Here is a 15,303-nt window from a genome sequence, read left to right as displayed (position 1 = left end):
GACGACGCGCACCCGTTCTGATCATGCCCACGCCACAGATTCCAGCCGCGCTCACACGGCCGGAAACCATGCACACGTGGCCGGAAAATCCGCGCTCAAACGGCCGACTTCCACTTGACAAAACACATCGGTTGGCCCGGGGGTGCAGGTGGAGCCGACGCCGCTGCCCATGGCGGCCGCACACCCGCCGGAGCGGTGGACCATGCCGTGCGGTCCGGTCGCCGTCGATGTGGGGGTGGTGGCCGCATCGTCTGACGTGCCAGGCGTCGTTTGGGATGCGTGCCCCATCGTGGCCATGGGGGCGATCGTTGCCGTCGCTGCGGCTCCGTTGATCAGTGCGTGCATTGCGAGGAGGCCGGCGATGAGCAGTATCGCGAGGACTGTCAGCTGCAGCCAGTGCGGGCGGCGGCAGGGCTCGTCGGTCACGGTCTCCACATTCAAGAGCATACCCCGGTAGAGTATCCCGCCTCCAACGGTGAGTCCGTCGGCGACGCACCCGCCGCGTCGAGGTCAGCGCGCGGACCGGCAGGCTCGTCGTCACCGCCGAGGGAGACATCGATGAAGCGAAGGTCCTGGCCGCTGTCGAGGAGGCCGGCTACTCGGCAGCGCGGGCCCGATGAAGGCCCCGGCGAGGCTCGCGCTCTACGGCGCTGGGCTAGTGGGCTAGCGGTGGCGTTCGGCGGGGCCTTCGGGCTCGCCGGCGGCGCCGTCCCCGACAGCGCCGCGCAGGCTTGGATGAAAGGAACGACCGAGATGGACACGCACGACCAGAGCCCTGCACTTGATCGTGGTGCGCAGCAACGGGGCGCAGTTCCGCCACGCGCACCCCGTCTTGGATGTGTGTGATCGACTGTTTGTAGGCCGGTTGAGCAGGGTTTCCGGCCGACGTAGTGGCTGGTTTCCTGCTGAAAAGCGCGAGATTCCGGCCATGGCGCGTCGCGTGTGAGTGGTGCCTGACGAGGTGCCGGGCGTGACGTGTTTTCGTTCACATCGGCGACGGTTTTTCAATGAGTCAACGTGCGTTGACGACTCGAGCGGAGTGCACCATGCTCAGTGATACCTCCAGGTGGCCCCATGCTCGTGGCAACGAGGTGGTTCCATCCGCTGGCAAGCGGCAACCGTCCTGACGGACCGCCAACGCTCAGCGGACATAAATAGTGATCGCGACGACAACGTCGACCAGCAGAACGGTTGCCGCGGTCGCGAGCGTGATCACTCGACCGTACCGAGTCTTGCTGGACTCGGCACGAAGTGGCAGCAGCAACTGGCGGCCCAGGACGTAGGCCGCTAACGCTCCTATGAAAATGGTGCCGGGGAACTCCGAGAGCCCAGCGATGACCAGCACGCCCAGCGCCGTACCGCCGATGATTGCTGCCAGCGCGGATTCCAGCAATTGCGTGGGGATTCGGCGCACACCTAGTCTCCGGTCCGACGACCACAGACCCCAACGCGATGCAGTCGGCCGGCCAACGCAGCATCCGCTGAGCAAACACCCGAATCGACCGATCGTCATCCCGAACATCAGCGCCGGCGCGGTGATGTCCAGCAGCGAGCCCAAGTCGATGCCAGCCACCAGGGCCCCGACGATCAACCCGACAGCGGCCCCCAGCACGAAACCTTGGATGCACATCCCACCCCCGGACAGTGCCCGTCGTCGGGCAGCCGGATACACCGCCAGGTAGTACAATTTCGCCCCTACCAGCCCGATCAGGCTTGCCACCAGCGACACCAACCCGACCCCGACCACAGACAGGCCGAGAAGAGCAGCCAGCACCCCTTGGACGCCCAGCGCAACCGCCGCGCCCAGAGCGACGAGAGCCGCCCAGGAGCCGAGCAGCACGCCGGGGGCCTTCTGGGCGATCACCGCAGCCCAACCGGTGGAACCCTCGGCGGAGGCTCCGGGCAGACGGGGCAGCACGGCTAGGGCATCGCGGGAGGACTCGCGATCGACTCCGATGTGGTGCGCGGAAGGTCGTGCCACAACCCGCCACGAGCCCGCTTTCACGTTCGGGACTCGAGTGGTGACCGCAATTCGACCACTACCCGGCAGCACTCGCTCCACCGTCGTCGCAACCTTGAAGAGATCCCCAGTGCCGGGTGTGTGCTTCACTCCCATGCGGCGACCCTCGAACTCGATCGCTACCGAATACGGATCGCCGTCAGACGCCGCGCGGAATTCGTACGTCAACCCCAATGCATGCGGCTCCACCTCGGCCAACGCGCTGCAATTGAATGCGGTAACCCGCAGCGGGCCAGCCTGCTCGGCGGCCCTACCGGGGTCGGGTTTCGTCCGCGGTGCCACCTGACCGGCTACCCCACTCTTTGTCGCAGAGGGTGTCGGGGCTGTTGTCGCAGAGGGTGTCGGGGCCTTTTTCGCAGAGGGTGTCGGGGCCTTTTTCGCAGAGGGTGTATGCGCTGTTGGCGCAGAGGGTGTCGGCGCGCGAAAAAATGATGCCCCGGGACGCGATTTAGACCGCTTGTCATCACTGGACACGATCTTCCTTCCTAATTCAGTAATGCGGGTTTGGCCCGCGGGTCGCAAACTCGTCGATGTCGATGCGTCCAGTCACGTAGACCTCTCCGTCGGCACGAACGGCGGCGGTGATGTGCAGAACGTACGCACTTCGAGTCCGGCGGGTCGGACGATCCTGGCCACGCACTGGTTCTCACCCCAACTGCACGGCGTGGGAGCCGCTGCGGTTGCCGGTGGGGGACTACGGCTGATTCATCTCCGAAGCACGCACAGCGCGAGCAAATCCACGGACATCGCACGAGGCAGTTGGCGGAAAGATGCCGTGTCGGGTGCGTTCGCAGGCGCAACGCGCATCCGCATCAATGGAGCGCGGCCACGAATGCGCCAGATGCCGGCGAACACGAATATCGCACAGGCCAAGACCGCCATCCCTACGTCGGTGAGATCGCGCGCTCCGGGGTAAACGTACACCGAGCAGTCGGAATCGGCGGGGCCGTTGGCCTGATCCGAAACCTGTGGCGCGGCCACCGAAACGGCCGACATCTGCGGCTGCGCCTCAGCTCCTTGTTGACTGAGGGCGTGCATCCCGACCAGACCGAAGATCAACAACAGCGCAAACCCGACGATCGCTACGCTACCGGTCGGCCGAGAACGCATGCCGGGCCAATTCACGGTCCAGCCCATAGTCTCCCGCCGTCTCCTTCAGCCGCCTCGACGTGCTGCAACACTACACCCGCCGCACTCCGCGGCAAAGTCCTCGTGCGAGCGCACCCAACCGAGCATTGACACGTTCGTGCGACGACAACGACCGCAGTTCCAGGAGTGAACTCGGCACGATTCGAGCACCGACCGTTCTGTTGACGCGACGCCAAAGGCCGCTCTTCGGGCGTCCGCCCGGATCGCGCGCACATGCAGAGCGAGCGAGCAAGCGGCGTGACCCTCCCGTACCGACCGGTGGGGACAAGCTGTCCACTTGTCCGCGAGCGAATGATCGCGTCGAGAAGTTTTGACGGCCGCAGACTACCGCGGCACTCGTCGTGGATTGCCGAGGACCGCAAGTGCCAGTGCTTCAGTCCACAACGCGAGCCAGATGGCGGCACGCTCCGGAAAGGCTCGAGTCGTTCGACGGTGCATTGTGCTCGTCAGGGAATGCTGTGAGAAGACGCCGACGTTGCGCATGAGCTCGCGTGTCGTCGATGAGGTGCTTGACCGCTGCGGAGCCCGCTCCCCTCCCCTGCGCTTCAGGGACGATGAACCACCCTGCTTCGAACACGTCTTGATCGCGCCACGTCGTCTTCCAGCAGTAGATGGCACCCAGTGACTCCGAGCCGTCGGTGACTGGACTTCACTCATGCGACGACGATTGCACGGGTCACCGACATCCGAAGATCGCGATCGACGATCTCAGTCCGACGCTTCCAGGATGCCGCGCATCGCAGCCGCATCGATCCGCGAGGTCTCACCCTCATACTCTTCTTCCACGCGGAAGCTCAGGCCGTTGCGTTCGCAGAACGCCGCGGTCTTCTCCAGCCGCGGAGCGACCTCGACGTGGTCGTTGCCGAAGAGCTCGGCGGCGTACACATTCCTGCCGGCGATCACGGCCGAACTCAGTTCCACGGTGGAACGCCCGGTGATGCCGTACAACTCCTTGAGCAGAGGCGGAGGCAGTTGGGGACTGCCCTCGATGAAGATCGCGATGGAGGGGGATTCAGCCATGATCCATTTCACCACGCGCCGAGTCCAGTTCGACGCGGCACCCCGCGCGTAAACTGAGGCACGTGCGCACCGCTTCCTCCTCCCCTGGTTCGACGATCGGATGGAGAGCATGGCTGATCTGGTCGGTCGGCGTCGCGGCGTACATGCTGGCCATCACTAACCGCACATCGCTCGGGGCCGTGGGTGTGGATGCGGCGGAGCGATTCCAGGCGGATGCTTCGACCCTGTCGTTGTTCGCGGTGGTGCAGCTCGCGGTGTACGGCGGCATGCAGATTCCGATCGGGGTGCTCCTCGACAAGTACGGCGCACGACCGATCATCACGGTCGGCATGATCCTGATGGCCTTCGGGCAGTTGACGATCGCGATCTCCCCCAGCATCGGCATCGCGATCGTCGCCCGCATCCTGCTCGGCGCAGGTGATGCGGCAGTGTTCCCCGCCGTGCTCAGACTCATCGCGATCTGGTTCCCGGCGCAGCGGGGCCCCGTGATGGTGCAGCTCACCGGCGTCCTCGGGCAGGCCGGTCAGCTCGTCGCGCTGATCCCGCTCGCCGCTCTGCTGCACGCCACGAGCTGGACGATCACCTTCGGCAGCATCGCCGGTCTCGGCATCCTCTTCGCCATCCTCGTCTGGCTCGTGATCCGCAATCGACCACCAGAGCTCGACGCCGACATCACCGTCAACACCGATACCGGCGTCGTTCGCGTCGTGACATCAGCGATCGACACCGGCGTGGGCATCCGCGCGGCGTGGGCGCACCCCGGAACCAGGTTGGCGTTCTGGTCGCACTTCACCACTCCGTTCGCTGGAACCGCATTCGTCCTGCTTTGGGGAATGCCGTTCCTCACGGCAGGCGAGGGCGTCACGACGGGACAAGCAGCCACGATCATCTCGACATATGTCGTTGCCGGAATGTTTCTCGGCCCGATCATCGGAAACCTCTCCGGACGCATGCCGAACCGGCGATCACTCGCACTCGTGCTCCCTGCAGTCGGGATCCAGATGATCGCGTGGATCGTCATCCTGCTGCTCCCCGGACCCGCCCCGCTCTGGCTCCTCTACGTTCTTGCGGTCGCGCTGGCCACCGGCGGTCCCGCGTCGATGATCGCCTTCGACCACGCGAGGACGCACAACCCCGCACATCGGCTGAGCACCGCCACGGGGCTCACGAACGGCGGTGGATTCATCTCCGCCCTCATCGCGATCTTCCTCATCGGTCTCGCGCTCGATCTGCAGGGCGCCGGCACGCCGGAGACGTATTCACTCGAGGCGTTCCGCATCGCGTTCCTCGCCCAGGTACCGATCTGGCTGGTGGGATCCGCATTCATCTTGATAGAGCGCAAGCGCACCCGCATCCGTATCGGGCTGGACCCGGAACGAAGGACGAGAAGATAACCGGCCGCGCCTGAGGACTCGCGCGGCTACAGCACGGTGTCGTCTGTCGGCGCATCCCGGCGACGACGAGAAGCAAGCAGGATGAGCCCGAGGACGAACACGACGGCGCCGGCCCCCATCAGGATGTAGCCGATCAGGTCGAGGTTGGCCCATTCGACCTCGACGTTCACCGCGAACGTGAGAATGGCGCCGATGACGAACAATACGATTCCTGTGCCGATGCTCATGCGAGGTCCTTTCCTGGTACCCGTGGCGACACCTGCGTCGACGAGCAAACCACTGCTGTTCGTTCTGACGATGCCAGCAATCTCCACCCGAGGCAAGAGGTTCGTCAGCGCTTTCGCGGCGTCCAGCCGGCCAGCAGCGCATCATCCGACGCCGCACGTTCGAGATCGACGGCCGATGACCACCCCTGTGCGGCATCAACGGCATCGAAACCGCCGCGCGCCACACGCATCCCGACATCCTCATGATGCATGCGCGGCGCTCCGCCTCGCCTCACGGAGGCACGTACGTTCCATGCGTCGTCCGCGTATCCCCCGCCGCGGAACACCCGGTACTCGTCGTAGCGGGCAGGGTCCAGCAGATCCCAGCACCACTCCCATACGTTGCCCAAGGTATCGAACAGCCCGTTCAGATTCGGCATCTTTCCGCCGACATCCTGCGGCGTCGGCATACCGTCTGCCGCAGTCCACGCGACGTCGGCCAGCAGACCGTAATGCGGACCCGTCGAACCCGCGCGGCACGCATGCTCCCACTCCGCCTCGGTGGGAAGCCGGTATCCGTCGCTGTCGACATGCCAGGTGATGTCCTCACCGTCGAACGTGTACGCCGGATCAAGACCTTCCCACTCAGAAGCCGCGTTGCAGAACCGCACCGCGCGCAGCCAGCTCAGGTCCGTCGCCGGACGGCGAGGATGCTGTGCGGCGATTCCGAGGATCTCGGACATCTGCTCCTCGGTGACGGCGAACACGCCCAGCTCGAACGAATCGAGTGTCACAGAGCGCACGAGGTCGCGGCGCGCGTCGTGCAGCGTTACGACACCGCCCGGCACCCGCGCCATCTCCAGATCGCTCACGTGGTGGCACGCTCCTGAACCGGGATCGCGAACAGCCGCATGAAGTACTGGCACAGCGGCCCGACGAGCAGCGCGAATGCGACAGTGCCGAGCCCCACGTTGCCACCGAGCGCCCAGCCGACTGCGACGACGACGATCTCGATGCCGGTTCGCACGATCCAGATCCGCCAGCCGGTCTGCTTGTGCAGACCGGTCATCAGGCCGTCTCGCGGTCCGGGACCGAAATGAGCGCCGATGTACAGCCCGGTCGCAGCGGAGAGGATGAGCAGCCCGACCACGAAGAAGCAGATGCGGAGCCACAACGGCTGATCCGCCGGGATCAACCAGAGACCGACATCGGCGGCCGGCCCGACGAGCAGGGCGTTCAGCACCGTGCCGATCCCGAGCCTCTGCCGCAGCGGGATCCACAGCAGCAGCACGACGACGCTGATCAGGATCGTCACCACTCCGAAGCTCAGCGGCACGTGACGTGTGATGCCCTGCGACAGCACATCCCACGCGGCCGCGCCGATCTGCCCGCGCACCATGAACGCGATCCCGATGCCGTACAGGAACAGCCCGACCAGCAGCTGCACCCAACGGCGCGGGAGCCTGCGGCCGCGCAGTGCGTTCACTGCGGCGCTCGTTCGACCCACGCGCCGTACTTGGCGGCGCGGCCATCACCCGAGGATGTGCGCGTCAGCCGTCGCTTGACCCACGGCCCGACGTGCTCCCGGTAGTAGGCGAGCCCGACCGCTCCCCCGGCCCGCAACTCGCTGGGCGCCCACCACTCTGCCGGCGGTTCATACCCGAGTGCGTCCAGGACCCTGGCCGCGACGCGGTGATGACCTGCCGAATTCATGTGCAGACGATCTTCCGACCAGTAGGCACTGCGGGCGAGTTCACGATCGGGCCAGTTCAGCGCGCGGACGACGTCGGCACGGTTCGCGATGCGGCGCATCACAGCCGCGGAGAGCTCGTCTCCGCGGCGCTGGATCATGGAACCCATCGGCAGTTGTCCTGCAGGGTTCGCGCCGGACAGCACGATGAGAGTCACGCCCTGGTCATCGCATCGACGAAGAACGCGTGAGAACGCGTCGGCGATGTGCTCCAGATCGGTCCGCGGGCGCAGCATGTCGTTGCCTCCCCCGTTGAAGGACAGATGCGTGGGGTTCAGCGCCAGGGCGGGTTCGAGCTGCTCCTCGACGATCGGCCACGCGAGCTTGCCGCGGACCGCCAGGTTCGCGTAATGGATCGGATGACCGGCAGCATCGGCCCACCCCTGCGCCGCGATATCGGCCCAGCCGCGCACACGGCCGTCGGGCAACTCGTCGCCGACGCCCTCGGTGAACGAGTCGCCGATGGCCACGAACCTCACATCACTCACCGAACCAGCCTATGCCCGGCCGCGAGCACGACGGCTCACCGATCGTCGAGTGCCTGGCCTCTTCGATCGACGAGTCCCCAGGTCACGATCGCGGCGAGGACGAAGAAGCCGGCGAAGACGGCGAACAGCACCGGCACTCCGCCGGTCGCCAAGAGCACCGGAACGATCAGTGGTGCGACGATGGACGCGATCCTGCCGACCCCGGCCGCCCACCCCGCACCCGTGCCGCGCAGCGAGGTCGGATAGATCTCCGGGGTCACGGCGTACAGCGCGCCCCACGCGCCGAGATTGAAGAACGACAGCGCCATTCCCGTCGCGATGATCGCCCCGACGCCCGTCGCGGTCCCGAACAGCACAGCCGAGACCGCGGATCCGGCGAGGAACACCGACAGCGTCGTTCGGCGCCCCCACACCTCGATGAGCCACGCGGCCACGGCGTATCCCGGCAGCTGAGCGAGTGTGATGAGCAGCGTGAACCCGAAGGAACGGACGAGATCGTAGCCGGCATCGACGAGGATGCTGGGGATCCAGATGAACGCGCCGTAATAGGCGAAGTTCACGCAGAACCAGATCAGCCAGATGCACAGGGTGCGCAGCCTGAACTCGGGATACCAGAGCGTACCGAGGCGTGTCGCGGCGTCGTCGGCGATGGCGCGAGAGGTCGCCGCTTTGTGGACGAGCGGGCCGCCCGTGATCCCGGCATCCGCCTCGAACGCCGACACGATCCTCTCCGCCTGCGAGATCCTCCCCCGTGACGCCAGCCATCGGGGCGACTCGGGAAGGCCCCAACGCACGATGATCGCGTATGCGGCGGGCACCGCGCCGAGGGCGAACGCCCAGCGCCAGCCCGATTCGGATGTGGGGATCACGAAGTAGCCGATCAGGGCAGCGGCCGTCCAGCCGACGGCCCAGAACGCCTCGAGGATGACGATGAGGCGCCCCCTGATGCGGCGCGGCGCGAACTCGCTGACGTAGGTCGACGCGACCGGAAGCTCCGCACCGAGACCGAGACCGACGAAGAACCGCAGCACGAGCAGCATCGCCAGTCCGCCGACGAGCGCGCTGGCACCGGTGGCGACCCCGTAGATCAGCAGTGTGATCGCGAACACCTGGCGCCGGCCGAGGCGATCAGCGAGCAGGCCGCCGAGAGTGGCGCCGATCGCCATGCCGATGAACCCGACGGAGGCGATCCACCCGGTCTCCGCCTTCGACAGGTCCCACTGCTGAGCGAGAGCGGCGATGACGAACGAGATGAGGCCGACATCCATCGCGTCCAGCGCCCAGCCAACGCCCGATCCTGACAGGACTCTGAAGTGCCGCCGCGTGAACGGCAGCGCGTCGAGACGCTCTGCCAACGAGGTGCGACTCGAGATGCCGGGGTCGCTCATTTCAGCAGATCTCTGACACGGGGGATCACCTCGGTGCCGTACAGCTCGATGCTGCGCATCATCTGCTCATGCCCCAGCGTGCCGGTGGCGTACTTGAGGTCGAATCTGCCGATCCCCAGTGTGCGCACGGTATCGGCGATCTTCTGGGCGACGCGTTCGGGAGAGCCGGAATAGATCGCCCCGGCGGGCCCCACGTCGTTCTGGAAGCGCGCCCGGCTGTACTCGGGCCAGCCGCGCTCCTTGCCGATCGTGTTGTTCATGGCCTCGAACCCCGAGTACGCGCCGTCCCAGGCCTCATCGTCGGTATCGGCGATGTGCCCGGGCGAGTGGACGGCGATCGGATGCTCCGTCGTGCCGAACGCGGCGATCGAGCGATGGTACAGCTCGACGAACGGCGCGAAACGCCCTGCTGGGCCGCCGATGATCGCGAGCATGAGTCCCACGCCGTGCCTGGCGACGCGCACGACCGATTCCGGACTCCCGCCGACGCCCACCCACGTGCGAAGCCCGTTCTCGGTCTTCGGGAACACATCGGCGTCGGTGAGCGCCGGGCGCATGGTGCCCGACCAGGTGACCGGCTTCTCCTCGGCGAGTTCGACGAAGAGCTCGAGCTTCTCCTCGAACAGGGCTTCGTAGTCGCGCAGGTCGAAGCCGAAGAGCGGAAACGACTCGGTGAACGAACCACGACCGAGCACGACCTCGGCGCGGCCGCTGGAGAGCGCGTCCAACGTCGCGAATCGTTCGTAGACTCTGACCGGGTCATCGGATGACAGCACCGTCACCGCGGTGCCGAGTCTGATCCGCTCGGTACGTGCGGCGATCGCGGCGAGCACCATCTCCGGCGCGGAGACGGCGAACTCCTTGCGGTGATGCTCGCCCACTCCGAAGAAATCGACGCCCACCCGGTCGGCGAGTTCAGCCTGTTCGACGATGTTGCGGATCGTCTGGGCCGCCGTCAACAACTCTCCGTCGGGATCGCGGGTGATGTCGCCGAACGTGTCCAGGCCGAACTCGAGAACCATCTGCTGCCTACCTGTTCACGAGGGCCGTGCGAAGCGTGTCGAGCCCGACACCGCCGAGGTCGAGAGCGCGCTTGTGGAACTGCTTGATGTCGAACGCGTCGCCCTGCTGCACGCGGTAAGCGTCTCGCACCTGCTCCCAGATGCGCTGTCCCACCTTGTACGACGGAGCCTGTCCGGGCCAGCCGAGATACCGGTTGACCTCGAACTGCACGAACTCGTCCGACATGTTGACGTTGCGCCGCATGAAGTCGAGTGCGTAGTCGGCATCCCATGTGCCGGTGCCATCAAGACGAGGCTTTCCCAGGTGCACGCCGATGTCGAGGACGACCCGGGCTGCGCGCATGCGCTGCCCGTCGAGCATGCCCAGCCGGTCGGCAGGATCGTCGAGGTAGCCCAACTGCTGCATGAGCCGTTCGGCGTAGAGCGCCCAGCCCTCTGCGTGTCCTGACGTACCGGCGAGCAGCCGGCGCCAGGAGTTCAGTTCTGCCCTGTTGTAGACCGCCTGCCCGATCTGGAGATGGTGGCCGGGAATGCCCTCGTGGTAGACGGTGGTGAGCTCGCGCCAGGTGTCGAACTCCGTGACGCCCTCCGGCACCGACCACCACATGCGCCCTGGACGGGAGAAATCGTCCGTCGGGCCGGTGTAGTAGATGCCGCCCTCTTGCGTGGGCGCGATCATGCACTCCAGCGTGCGGATCTGCTCGGGGATGTCGAAATGGGTCGCGCCGAGCTCGGCGACCGCGCGGTCGCTGGTCTCCTGCATCCAGCGCTGCAGCGCTTCGGTGCCGTGCAGCTTGCGCGAGGGGTCGGCCTCCAGGTGCGCCACGGCCTCTTCTACGGTCGAGCCGGGGAGGATCTCGTTCGCGATCGCGGTCTGCTCGGCCACCATGCGGGCGAGTTCTTCCCGACCCCACTCATAGGTCTCATCGAGGTCGATCTCGGCGCCGAGGAACCGGCGGGAGTTGAGCGCGTACAGCTCGCGACCCACAGCATCCACCTCACTCGCGGCTGGCGCGAGGGTGCCGTTGAGGAAGCTCCTCAGCTCGTCGTAGGCGACCCGTGCCGCCGATGCGCTGTCGGCGAGTTCGCGGGCGAGGGATGCCGGAAGCTCGCCCTCGTCCGGCGTCGCACCGGCCACGAACGCGGCGAAGAAACCGTCGTCTGCGGTGTACCGCACGATCTGGTCTGCGACCTCGACCACTTGCCGCCGAGCGGGCACGACGCCTTCTGCGATGCCCTCGCGCAGTGTCGCGGTGTAGCCGCGCAGCGCGTGCGGGACTGCGGCCAGACGCTTCACGATGATCGACCAGTCATCGGCCGTCGACGTGGGCATGAGGTCGTAGACCTGGCGGATGTCCTGAGCCGCCGAAGCGATCACATTCAGATCGCGAAGATGCCACCGTGCATCGTGGAATTCGAGATCGAGCTTCAGCTCGCTGCTGAGGTCGGCCTTCGTGACCTCGTCGACGGCATCGGCCGGGACCAGCTCCTCGAGCGCGCTGAGCGTCTTGCGCGCCTCGCTCGCGTATTGCTGCTGCCCGTCAGGGCTGAGGTCGCCGTAGCGGTCGTTGGCGTCGTTGCGCCCGATGTACGTGCCGACGGTTGGTACGAGCTCTACGGTGGTGTCGACCCATTCTTCTGCGACCTTGTCGATCGCTGAGGGTGTGCGAGGGGTAGTCGTCATTGCTTCAGCGTAGCGGCGCCGATCACCGCATCGTTTGCGGATTGGTTCAGTGCGCTGCCTCGTTCCAATCGTGCCCTCGGCCGACCTGCACCTCGAGCGGGACGGAGAGATCGGCGGCATCGGCCATGCGGGCGCGCACGATCTTCTCTGTCGCGTCCCACTCCCCCGGCGCCACCTCCACCACGAGTTCGTCGTGGATCTGCAGGAGCACCCGAGAGCGCAGGTCGGCGGCATGCAGGTCTGCGTGGATCTCGTACAGCGCGATCTTCATGATGTCGGCCGCGCTGCCCTGAATGGGGGCGTTCAGCGCGGCACGCTCGGCGTTCTCGCGCAGCACCCGGTTGGGGCTCGTGAGGTCGGGGAACGGCCGCCGACGGCCGAAGATCGTCTCGGTGTACCCGACCTCCTTCGCCTTCACGACCGACGCACGCAGGTAATCGCGCACGGCGCCGAACCGGGCGAAGTACTCGAGCATCAGCTGCTTCGCCTCGGACTGCTCGATGCGCAACTGCTTCGACAGGCCGAAGGCCGAGAGACCGTAGACGAGGCCGTAGGACATGGCCTTGACCTTCGTGCGCATCGCCGAGGTGACCTCTGAGGGGTCGACGCCGAAGACGCGGGCGCCGACGAACCGGTGCAGATCCTCGCCGCTGTTGAACGCCTCGATCAGGCCCGCATCACCGGAGAGGTGCGCCATGATGCGCATCTCGATCTGCGAGTAGTCGGCGGTCAGCAGAGTCTCGTACCCCTCGCCCACCTGGAAGGCGCTGCGGATACGGCGCGACTCCTCCGTGCGCACCGGGATGTTCTGCAGGTTCGGGTCGGTGCTGGAGAGCCGCCCGGTCTGACTGCCGGTCTGCACGTACGTCGTGTGCACGCGATGATCATCGCGAATGGCGGTGTCCAACGACTCGATGATCTGGCGGAGCTTGGTTGCCTCGCGGTGCTGCAGGAGCAGGTCGAGGAAAGGGTGCGGGTTGCTCTCCTGCAGGTCGGCGAGCACGGCGGCATCCGTCGAGTATCCGGTCTTCGTCTTTCGCGTCTTCGGCAGCTGCAGGTCTTCGAACAGAACCTCCTGAAGCTGCTTCGGCGACCCGAGATTGAACTCTCGTCCGACCAACGCGAAGGCGTCGGTGGCCAGGCCGTCGGTGCGTACTGCCAGCTCACCGGAGAACGTCGAGAGCACGTCATGCGACACCGCGACTCCGGAGATCTCCATGTCGGCGAGAGCGAGCAGCGTCGGCAGTTCGATCTCGGTCAGCACCCGGGCGACCGGCTCGGGAAGGTCATCACGCAGTGCGGCCGCGGCGCGCAGGGTGAACCACGCCTCCTGCGAGGGAGTCGCGCCGTCGGTCTCGGGCACGAGCTGTGTCGGGTCGGCCTCGGGCAGCTTCTCATCGAGGTAGCGGTCGACGAGGTGCGCGAGCGTCTTGTCGGGGAAGCTCGGACGCAGCAGCCAGCCAGCCAGGAGGGTGTCGTAGGTCAGTCCGCCGAGGCGGATCCCCGCGCGGTGCAGCGCCTTGACCTGAGGCTTCGCGTCGTTGAGCACCTTGTCGGCGTCGGACTCGAGCCAGTCCCGAAGCGCATCGGCCGTCGCGTCGCTCCAGTCGGTCTCGCGGAGTTCGGTCAGGCTGGCGACACCGATGCGAGATATGCTGCCGGCTGCGGTCACGAGCGTCACCGCCAACTCGGCGTTCTGCTCGGCGATCCACGTGGCGAGATCGGTGACGGACGCCTCGACAGGGGCGGGCATCGGCACAGCCGGCTCGTCGTGCACGGATTCGTCGCCCGCGCCGACCGCGTCGAAGACTCGCGGCAGCAGGGTGCGGAATTCGAGCCGCGCGAAGATGTCGCGCACGGCCTGCGCATCGATCGGCGCGACGGCGAGCTCTGCAGGGGTGACAGGGAGCTCGACGTCGGTGAGCAGACGGTTCAGCCGGCGGTTGCGCCTGACGGCGTCCATGTGCTCGCGCAGGTTCCCGCCGACCACGCCTTTGATCTCCTCGGCGCGCTCGAGCAGCTCGTCGAGGCCGCCGAACTGGGTCAGCCACTTGACCGCGGTCTTCTCCCCCACCTTCGGCACTCCGGGCAGGTTGTCACTCGTCTCGCCGACGAGTGCGGCGATGTCGGGGTACTGCTCCGGCCGCACGCCGTAGCGCTCCTGCACGGTGGCGGGGTCGTAGCGCTTGAGCTGCGAGACGCCCTGGACGGAGGGATACAGCAGGGTGACCTTGTCATTGACGAGCTGGATCGTGTCACGGTCGCCGGAGACGAGGAGCACGTCGTAGCCCTGCTCTGCACCCTGCACGGACAGGGTGGCGAGGATGTCGTCCGCCTCGATGCCCTCTTTCGTGAGCACGGGGATCGACATGGCGGCCAGAACGTCCTGGAGAAGCGGCACCTGGCCGCGGAACTCCTGCGGGGACTCGGATCTGGTCGCCTTGTACTCGGGGTACTGATCAGTGCGGAACGAATGCCTCGAGGTGTCGAACGCGATCGCCATGTGCGTCGGCTGCTCGGCCTTGATCAGATTCACGAGCATCGAGAGGAACCCGTAGATCGCGTTCGTGTGCTGATTGTCCTTCGTCGTGAAATTCTCGACCGGAAGGGCGAAGAAGGCACGGTAGGCGAGCGAATGGCCGTCGACGACCATGAGGGTAGGCTTTGCGGAGTCCGTCACCCTGTCAGCCTAACGAGGACGACGGACACGCGCTGAGGAGGACACGTGAGCGACACCGCCGAGACGACCGGCCTGGAGTGGGTGACCGCCCGAGGCATGGGAGCGCTTGCCGAGAAGATGGGCATCGAGTTCACCGAGTTCACGATCGAGCGCAGCGTCGCCACGATGCCTGTCGAAGGCAACACTCAGCCGGTCGGTCTGCTGCACGGGGGTGCCTATGTGGTTCTCGGCGAGTCGCTCGGCTCGATGTCGGCGAACCTGCACGCAGGTCCTGGGCGACTGGCGGTCGGAGTCGACATCAACGCCACGCACACGCGTTCCGCCACATCCGGCGTCGTGACCGGTGTGTGCACCCCGATCCACTTAGGACGCAGCGTTGCGGTTCATGAGATCGTCGTGGCGGACGAGCAGGGCCGTCGCTGCTCGACGATCCGCATCACGAACATGATCAAGGACCTGCCCGCTCGCTGACCTGCACTCTCAGTCGTCTCGAGCGGTGGGC

General features: G+C 66.3%; 15 protein-coding genes and 1 pseudogene. 3 read left to right on the top strand and 13 right to left on the bottom strand.

The genetic code is table 11. The annotated features are described in order from the left end of the window. Nucleotides 1-51 precede the first annotated feature (51 nt). Entirely contained in the window at nucleotides 52-435 is a 384-nt protein-coding gene (locus J1M43_RS09060; protein WP_206476506.1) for a hypothetical protein, read from the bottom strand. Nucleotides 436-503: 68 nt separating this feature from the next. Here J1M43_RS09060 and J1M43_RS16730 point away from each other — a divergent pair. Beyond that, a pseudogene (locus J1M43_RS16730) lies at nucleotides 504-620 on the top strand (heavy metal transporter); the annotation flags it as partial. A 521-nt stretch (nucleotides 621-1,141) separates the two neighbouring features. Here the strand turns inward: J1M43_RS16730 and J1M43_RS09055 are convergent. The 4 genes from J1M43_RS09055 to J1M43_RS09040 form a co-directional block, all read right to left on the bottom strand. Further along, a complete protein-coding gene (locus J1M43_RS09055; RefSeq protein ID WP_206476505.1) occupies nucleotides 1,142-2,188 on the bottom strand; it encodes a prolipoprotein diacylglyceryl transferase in 1,047 nt (348 codons plus the stop codon). A gap of 537 nt (nucleotides 2,189-2,725) precedes the next feature. Next, nucleotides 2,726-3,157 carry a DUF6153 family protein gene (locus tag J1M43_RS09050; RefSeq protein ID WP_033107039.1) on the bottom strand — a complete coding sequence of 144 codons (432 nt, stop codon included), beginning with the start codon at nucleotides 3,155-3,157 and terminating at the stop codon, nucleotides 2,726-2,728. A gap of 385 nt (nucleotides 3,158-3,542) precedes the next feature. Then, nucleotides 3,543-3,791 carry a GNAT family N-acetyltransferase gene (locus tag J1M43_RS17165; protein ID WP_084595854.1) on the bottom strand — a complete coding sequence of 83 codons (249 nt, stop codon included), beginning with the start codon at nucleotides 3,789-3,791 and terminating at the stop codon, nucleotides 3,543-3,545. A gap of 86 nt (nucleotides 3,792-3,877) precedes the next feature. Next, on the bottom strand, nucleotides 3,878-4,189 hold the full coding sequence (locus J1M43_RS09040; protein WP_206476504.1) for a hypothetical protein: 312 nt from the start codon (nucleotides 4,187-4,189) through the stop codon (nucleotides 3,878-3,880). A 143-nt stretch (nucleotides 4,190-4,332) separates the two neighbouring features. Between J1M43_RS09040 and J1M43_RS09035 the strand changes: the two genes are divergently transcribed. Beyond that, on the top strand, nucleotides 4,333-5,583 hold the full coding sequence (locus J1M43_RS09035; protein ID WP_206477359.1) for a nitrate/nitrite transporter: 1,251 nt from the start codon (nucleotides 4,333-4,335) through the stop codon (nucleotides 5,581-5,583). Between the two features lie 26 nt (nucleotides 5,584-5,609). Here J1M43_RS09035 and J1M43_RS09030 read toward each other — a convergent pair whose 3' ends face one another. The 8 genes from J1M43_RS09030 to polA all read right to left on the bottom strand — a co-directional run bounded on the left by J1M43_RS09030 (nucleotide 5,610) and on the right by polA (nucleotide 14,801). Further along, on the bottom strand, nucleotides 5,610-5,810 hold the full coding sequence (locus tag J1M43_RS09030; RefSeq protein ID WP_033107041.1) for a DUF6458 family protein: 201 nt from the start codon (nucleotides 5,808-5,810) through the stop codon (nucleotides 5,610-5,612). Nucleotides 5,811-5,914: 104 nt separating this feature from the next. Next, on the bottom strand, nucleotides 5,915-6,661 hold the full coding sequence (locus tag J1M43_RS09025) for an SUMF1/EgtB/PvdO family nonheme iron enzyme (RefSeq protein WP_033107042.1): 747 nt from the start codon (nucleotides 6,659-6,661) through the stop codon (nucleotides 5,915-5,917). Then, a complete protein-coding gene (locus J1M43_RS09020; RefSeq protein ID WP_234000220.1) occupies nucleotides 6,658-7,275 on the bottom strand; it encodes a YitT family protein in 618 nt (205 codons plus the stop codon). Before J1M43_RS09020 ends, J1M43_RS09025 begins: the two co-directional genes overlap by 4 nt. Then, nucleotides 7,272-8,027 carry an SGNH/GDSL hydrolase family protein gene (locus J1M43_RS09015; RefSeq protein WP_234000221.1) on the bottom strand — a complete coding sequence of 252 codons (756 nt, stop codon included), beginning with the start codon at nucleotides 8,025-8,027 and terminating at the stop codon, nucleotides 7,272-7,274. The genes J1M43_RS09020 and J1M43_RS09015 overlap by 4 nt, the downstream gene beginning before the upstream one ends. A gap of 35 nt (nucleotides 8,028-8,062) precedes the next feature. After that, the gene (locus J1M43_RS09010; RefSeq protein ID WP_033107044.1) at nucleotides 8,063-9,415 is read right to left on the bottom strand and encodes an MFS transporter; all 1,353 of its coding nucleotides are present in this window, start codon (nucleotides 9,413-9,415) and stop codon (nucleotides 8,063-8,065) included. After that, nucleotides 9,412-10,437: an LLM class flavin-dependent oxidoreductase gene (locus J1M43_RS09005; protein WP_033107045.1), complete on the bottom strand. Its 1,026-nt coding sequence runs from the start codon at nucleotides 10,435-10,437 to the stop codon at nucleotides 9,412-9,414. The genes J1M43_RS09010 and J1M43_RS09005 overlap by 4 nt, the downstream gene beginning before the upstream one ends. 7 nt (nucleotides 10,438-10,444) lie before the next feature. Then, on the bottom strand, nucleotides 10,445-12,121 hold the full coding sequence (locus tag J1M43_RS09000) for a DUF885 domain-containing protein (protein ID WP_033107046.1): 1,677 nt from the start codon (nucleotides 12,119-12,121) through the stop codon (nucleotides 10,445-10,447). A gap of 46 nt (nucleotides 12,122-12,167) precedes the next feature. Continuing rightward, a complete protein-coding gene (gene polA, locus J1M43_RS08995) occupies nucleotides 12,168-14,801 on the bottom strand; it encodes a DNA polymerase I (RefSeq protein WP_033107047.1) in 2,634 nt (877 codons plus the stop codon). A 96-nt stretch (nucleotides 14,802-14,897) separates the two neighbouring features. Between polA and J1M43_RS08990 the strand changes: the two genes are divergently transcribed. Next, nucleotides 14,898-15,272 carry a hotdog fold thioesterase gene (locus tag J1M43_RS08990; protein ID WP_052167073.1) on the top strand — a complete coding sequence of 125 codons (375 nt, stop codon included), beginning with the start codon at nucleotides 14,898-14,900 and terminating at the stop codon, nucleotides 15,270-15,272. Nucleotides 15,273-15,303 lie beyond the last annotated feature (31 nt).

The sequence above is a fragment of the Microbacterium sp. KRD172 genome, assembly GCF_017168295.1.
GTDB lineage: Bacteria > Actinomycetota > Actinomycetes > Actinomycetales > Microbacteriaceae > Microbacterium > Microbacterium profundi.
The sequence above is the reverse complement of the archived record's forward strand: the minus strand, read 5'-3'. Positions and strand labels throughout refer to the sequence as shown.

Coding starts and splice junctions, on each gene's coding strand:
- J1M43_RS09005 (WP_033107045.1), bottom strand. CDS start 10,437: ATGGTTCTCGAGTTCGGCCTGGACACGTTCGGCGACATCACCCGCGAT.
- J1M43_RS09035 (WP_206477359.1), top strand. CDS start 4,333: ATGCTGGCCATCACTAACCGCACATCGCTCGGGGCCGTGGGTGTGGAT.
- J1M43_RS09000 (WP_033107046.1), bottom strand. CDS start 12,121: ATGACGACTACCCCTCGCACACCCTCAGCGATCGACAAGGTCGCAGAA.
- J1M43_RS08990 (WP_052167073.1), top strand. CDS start 14,898: ATGGGAGCGCTTGCCGAGAAGATGGGCATCGAGTTCACCGAGTTCACG.
- J1M43_RS09040 (WP_206476504.1), bottom strand. CDS start 4,189: ATGGCTGAATCCCCCTCCATCGCGATCTTCATCGAGGGCAGTCCCCAA.
- J1M43_RS09010 (WP_033107044.1), bottom strand. CDS start 9,415: ATGAGCGACCCCGGCATCTCGAGTCGCACCTCGTTGGCAGAGCGTCTC.
- J1M43_RS09030 (WP_033107041.1), bottom strand. CDS start 5,810: ATGAGCATCGGCACAGGAATCGTATTGTTCGTCATCGGCGCCATTCTC.
- J1M43_RS09050 (WP_033107039.1), bottom strand. CDS start 3,157: ATGGGCTGGACCGTGAATTGGCCCGGCATGCGTTCTCGGCCGACCGGT.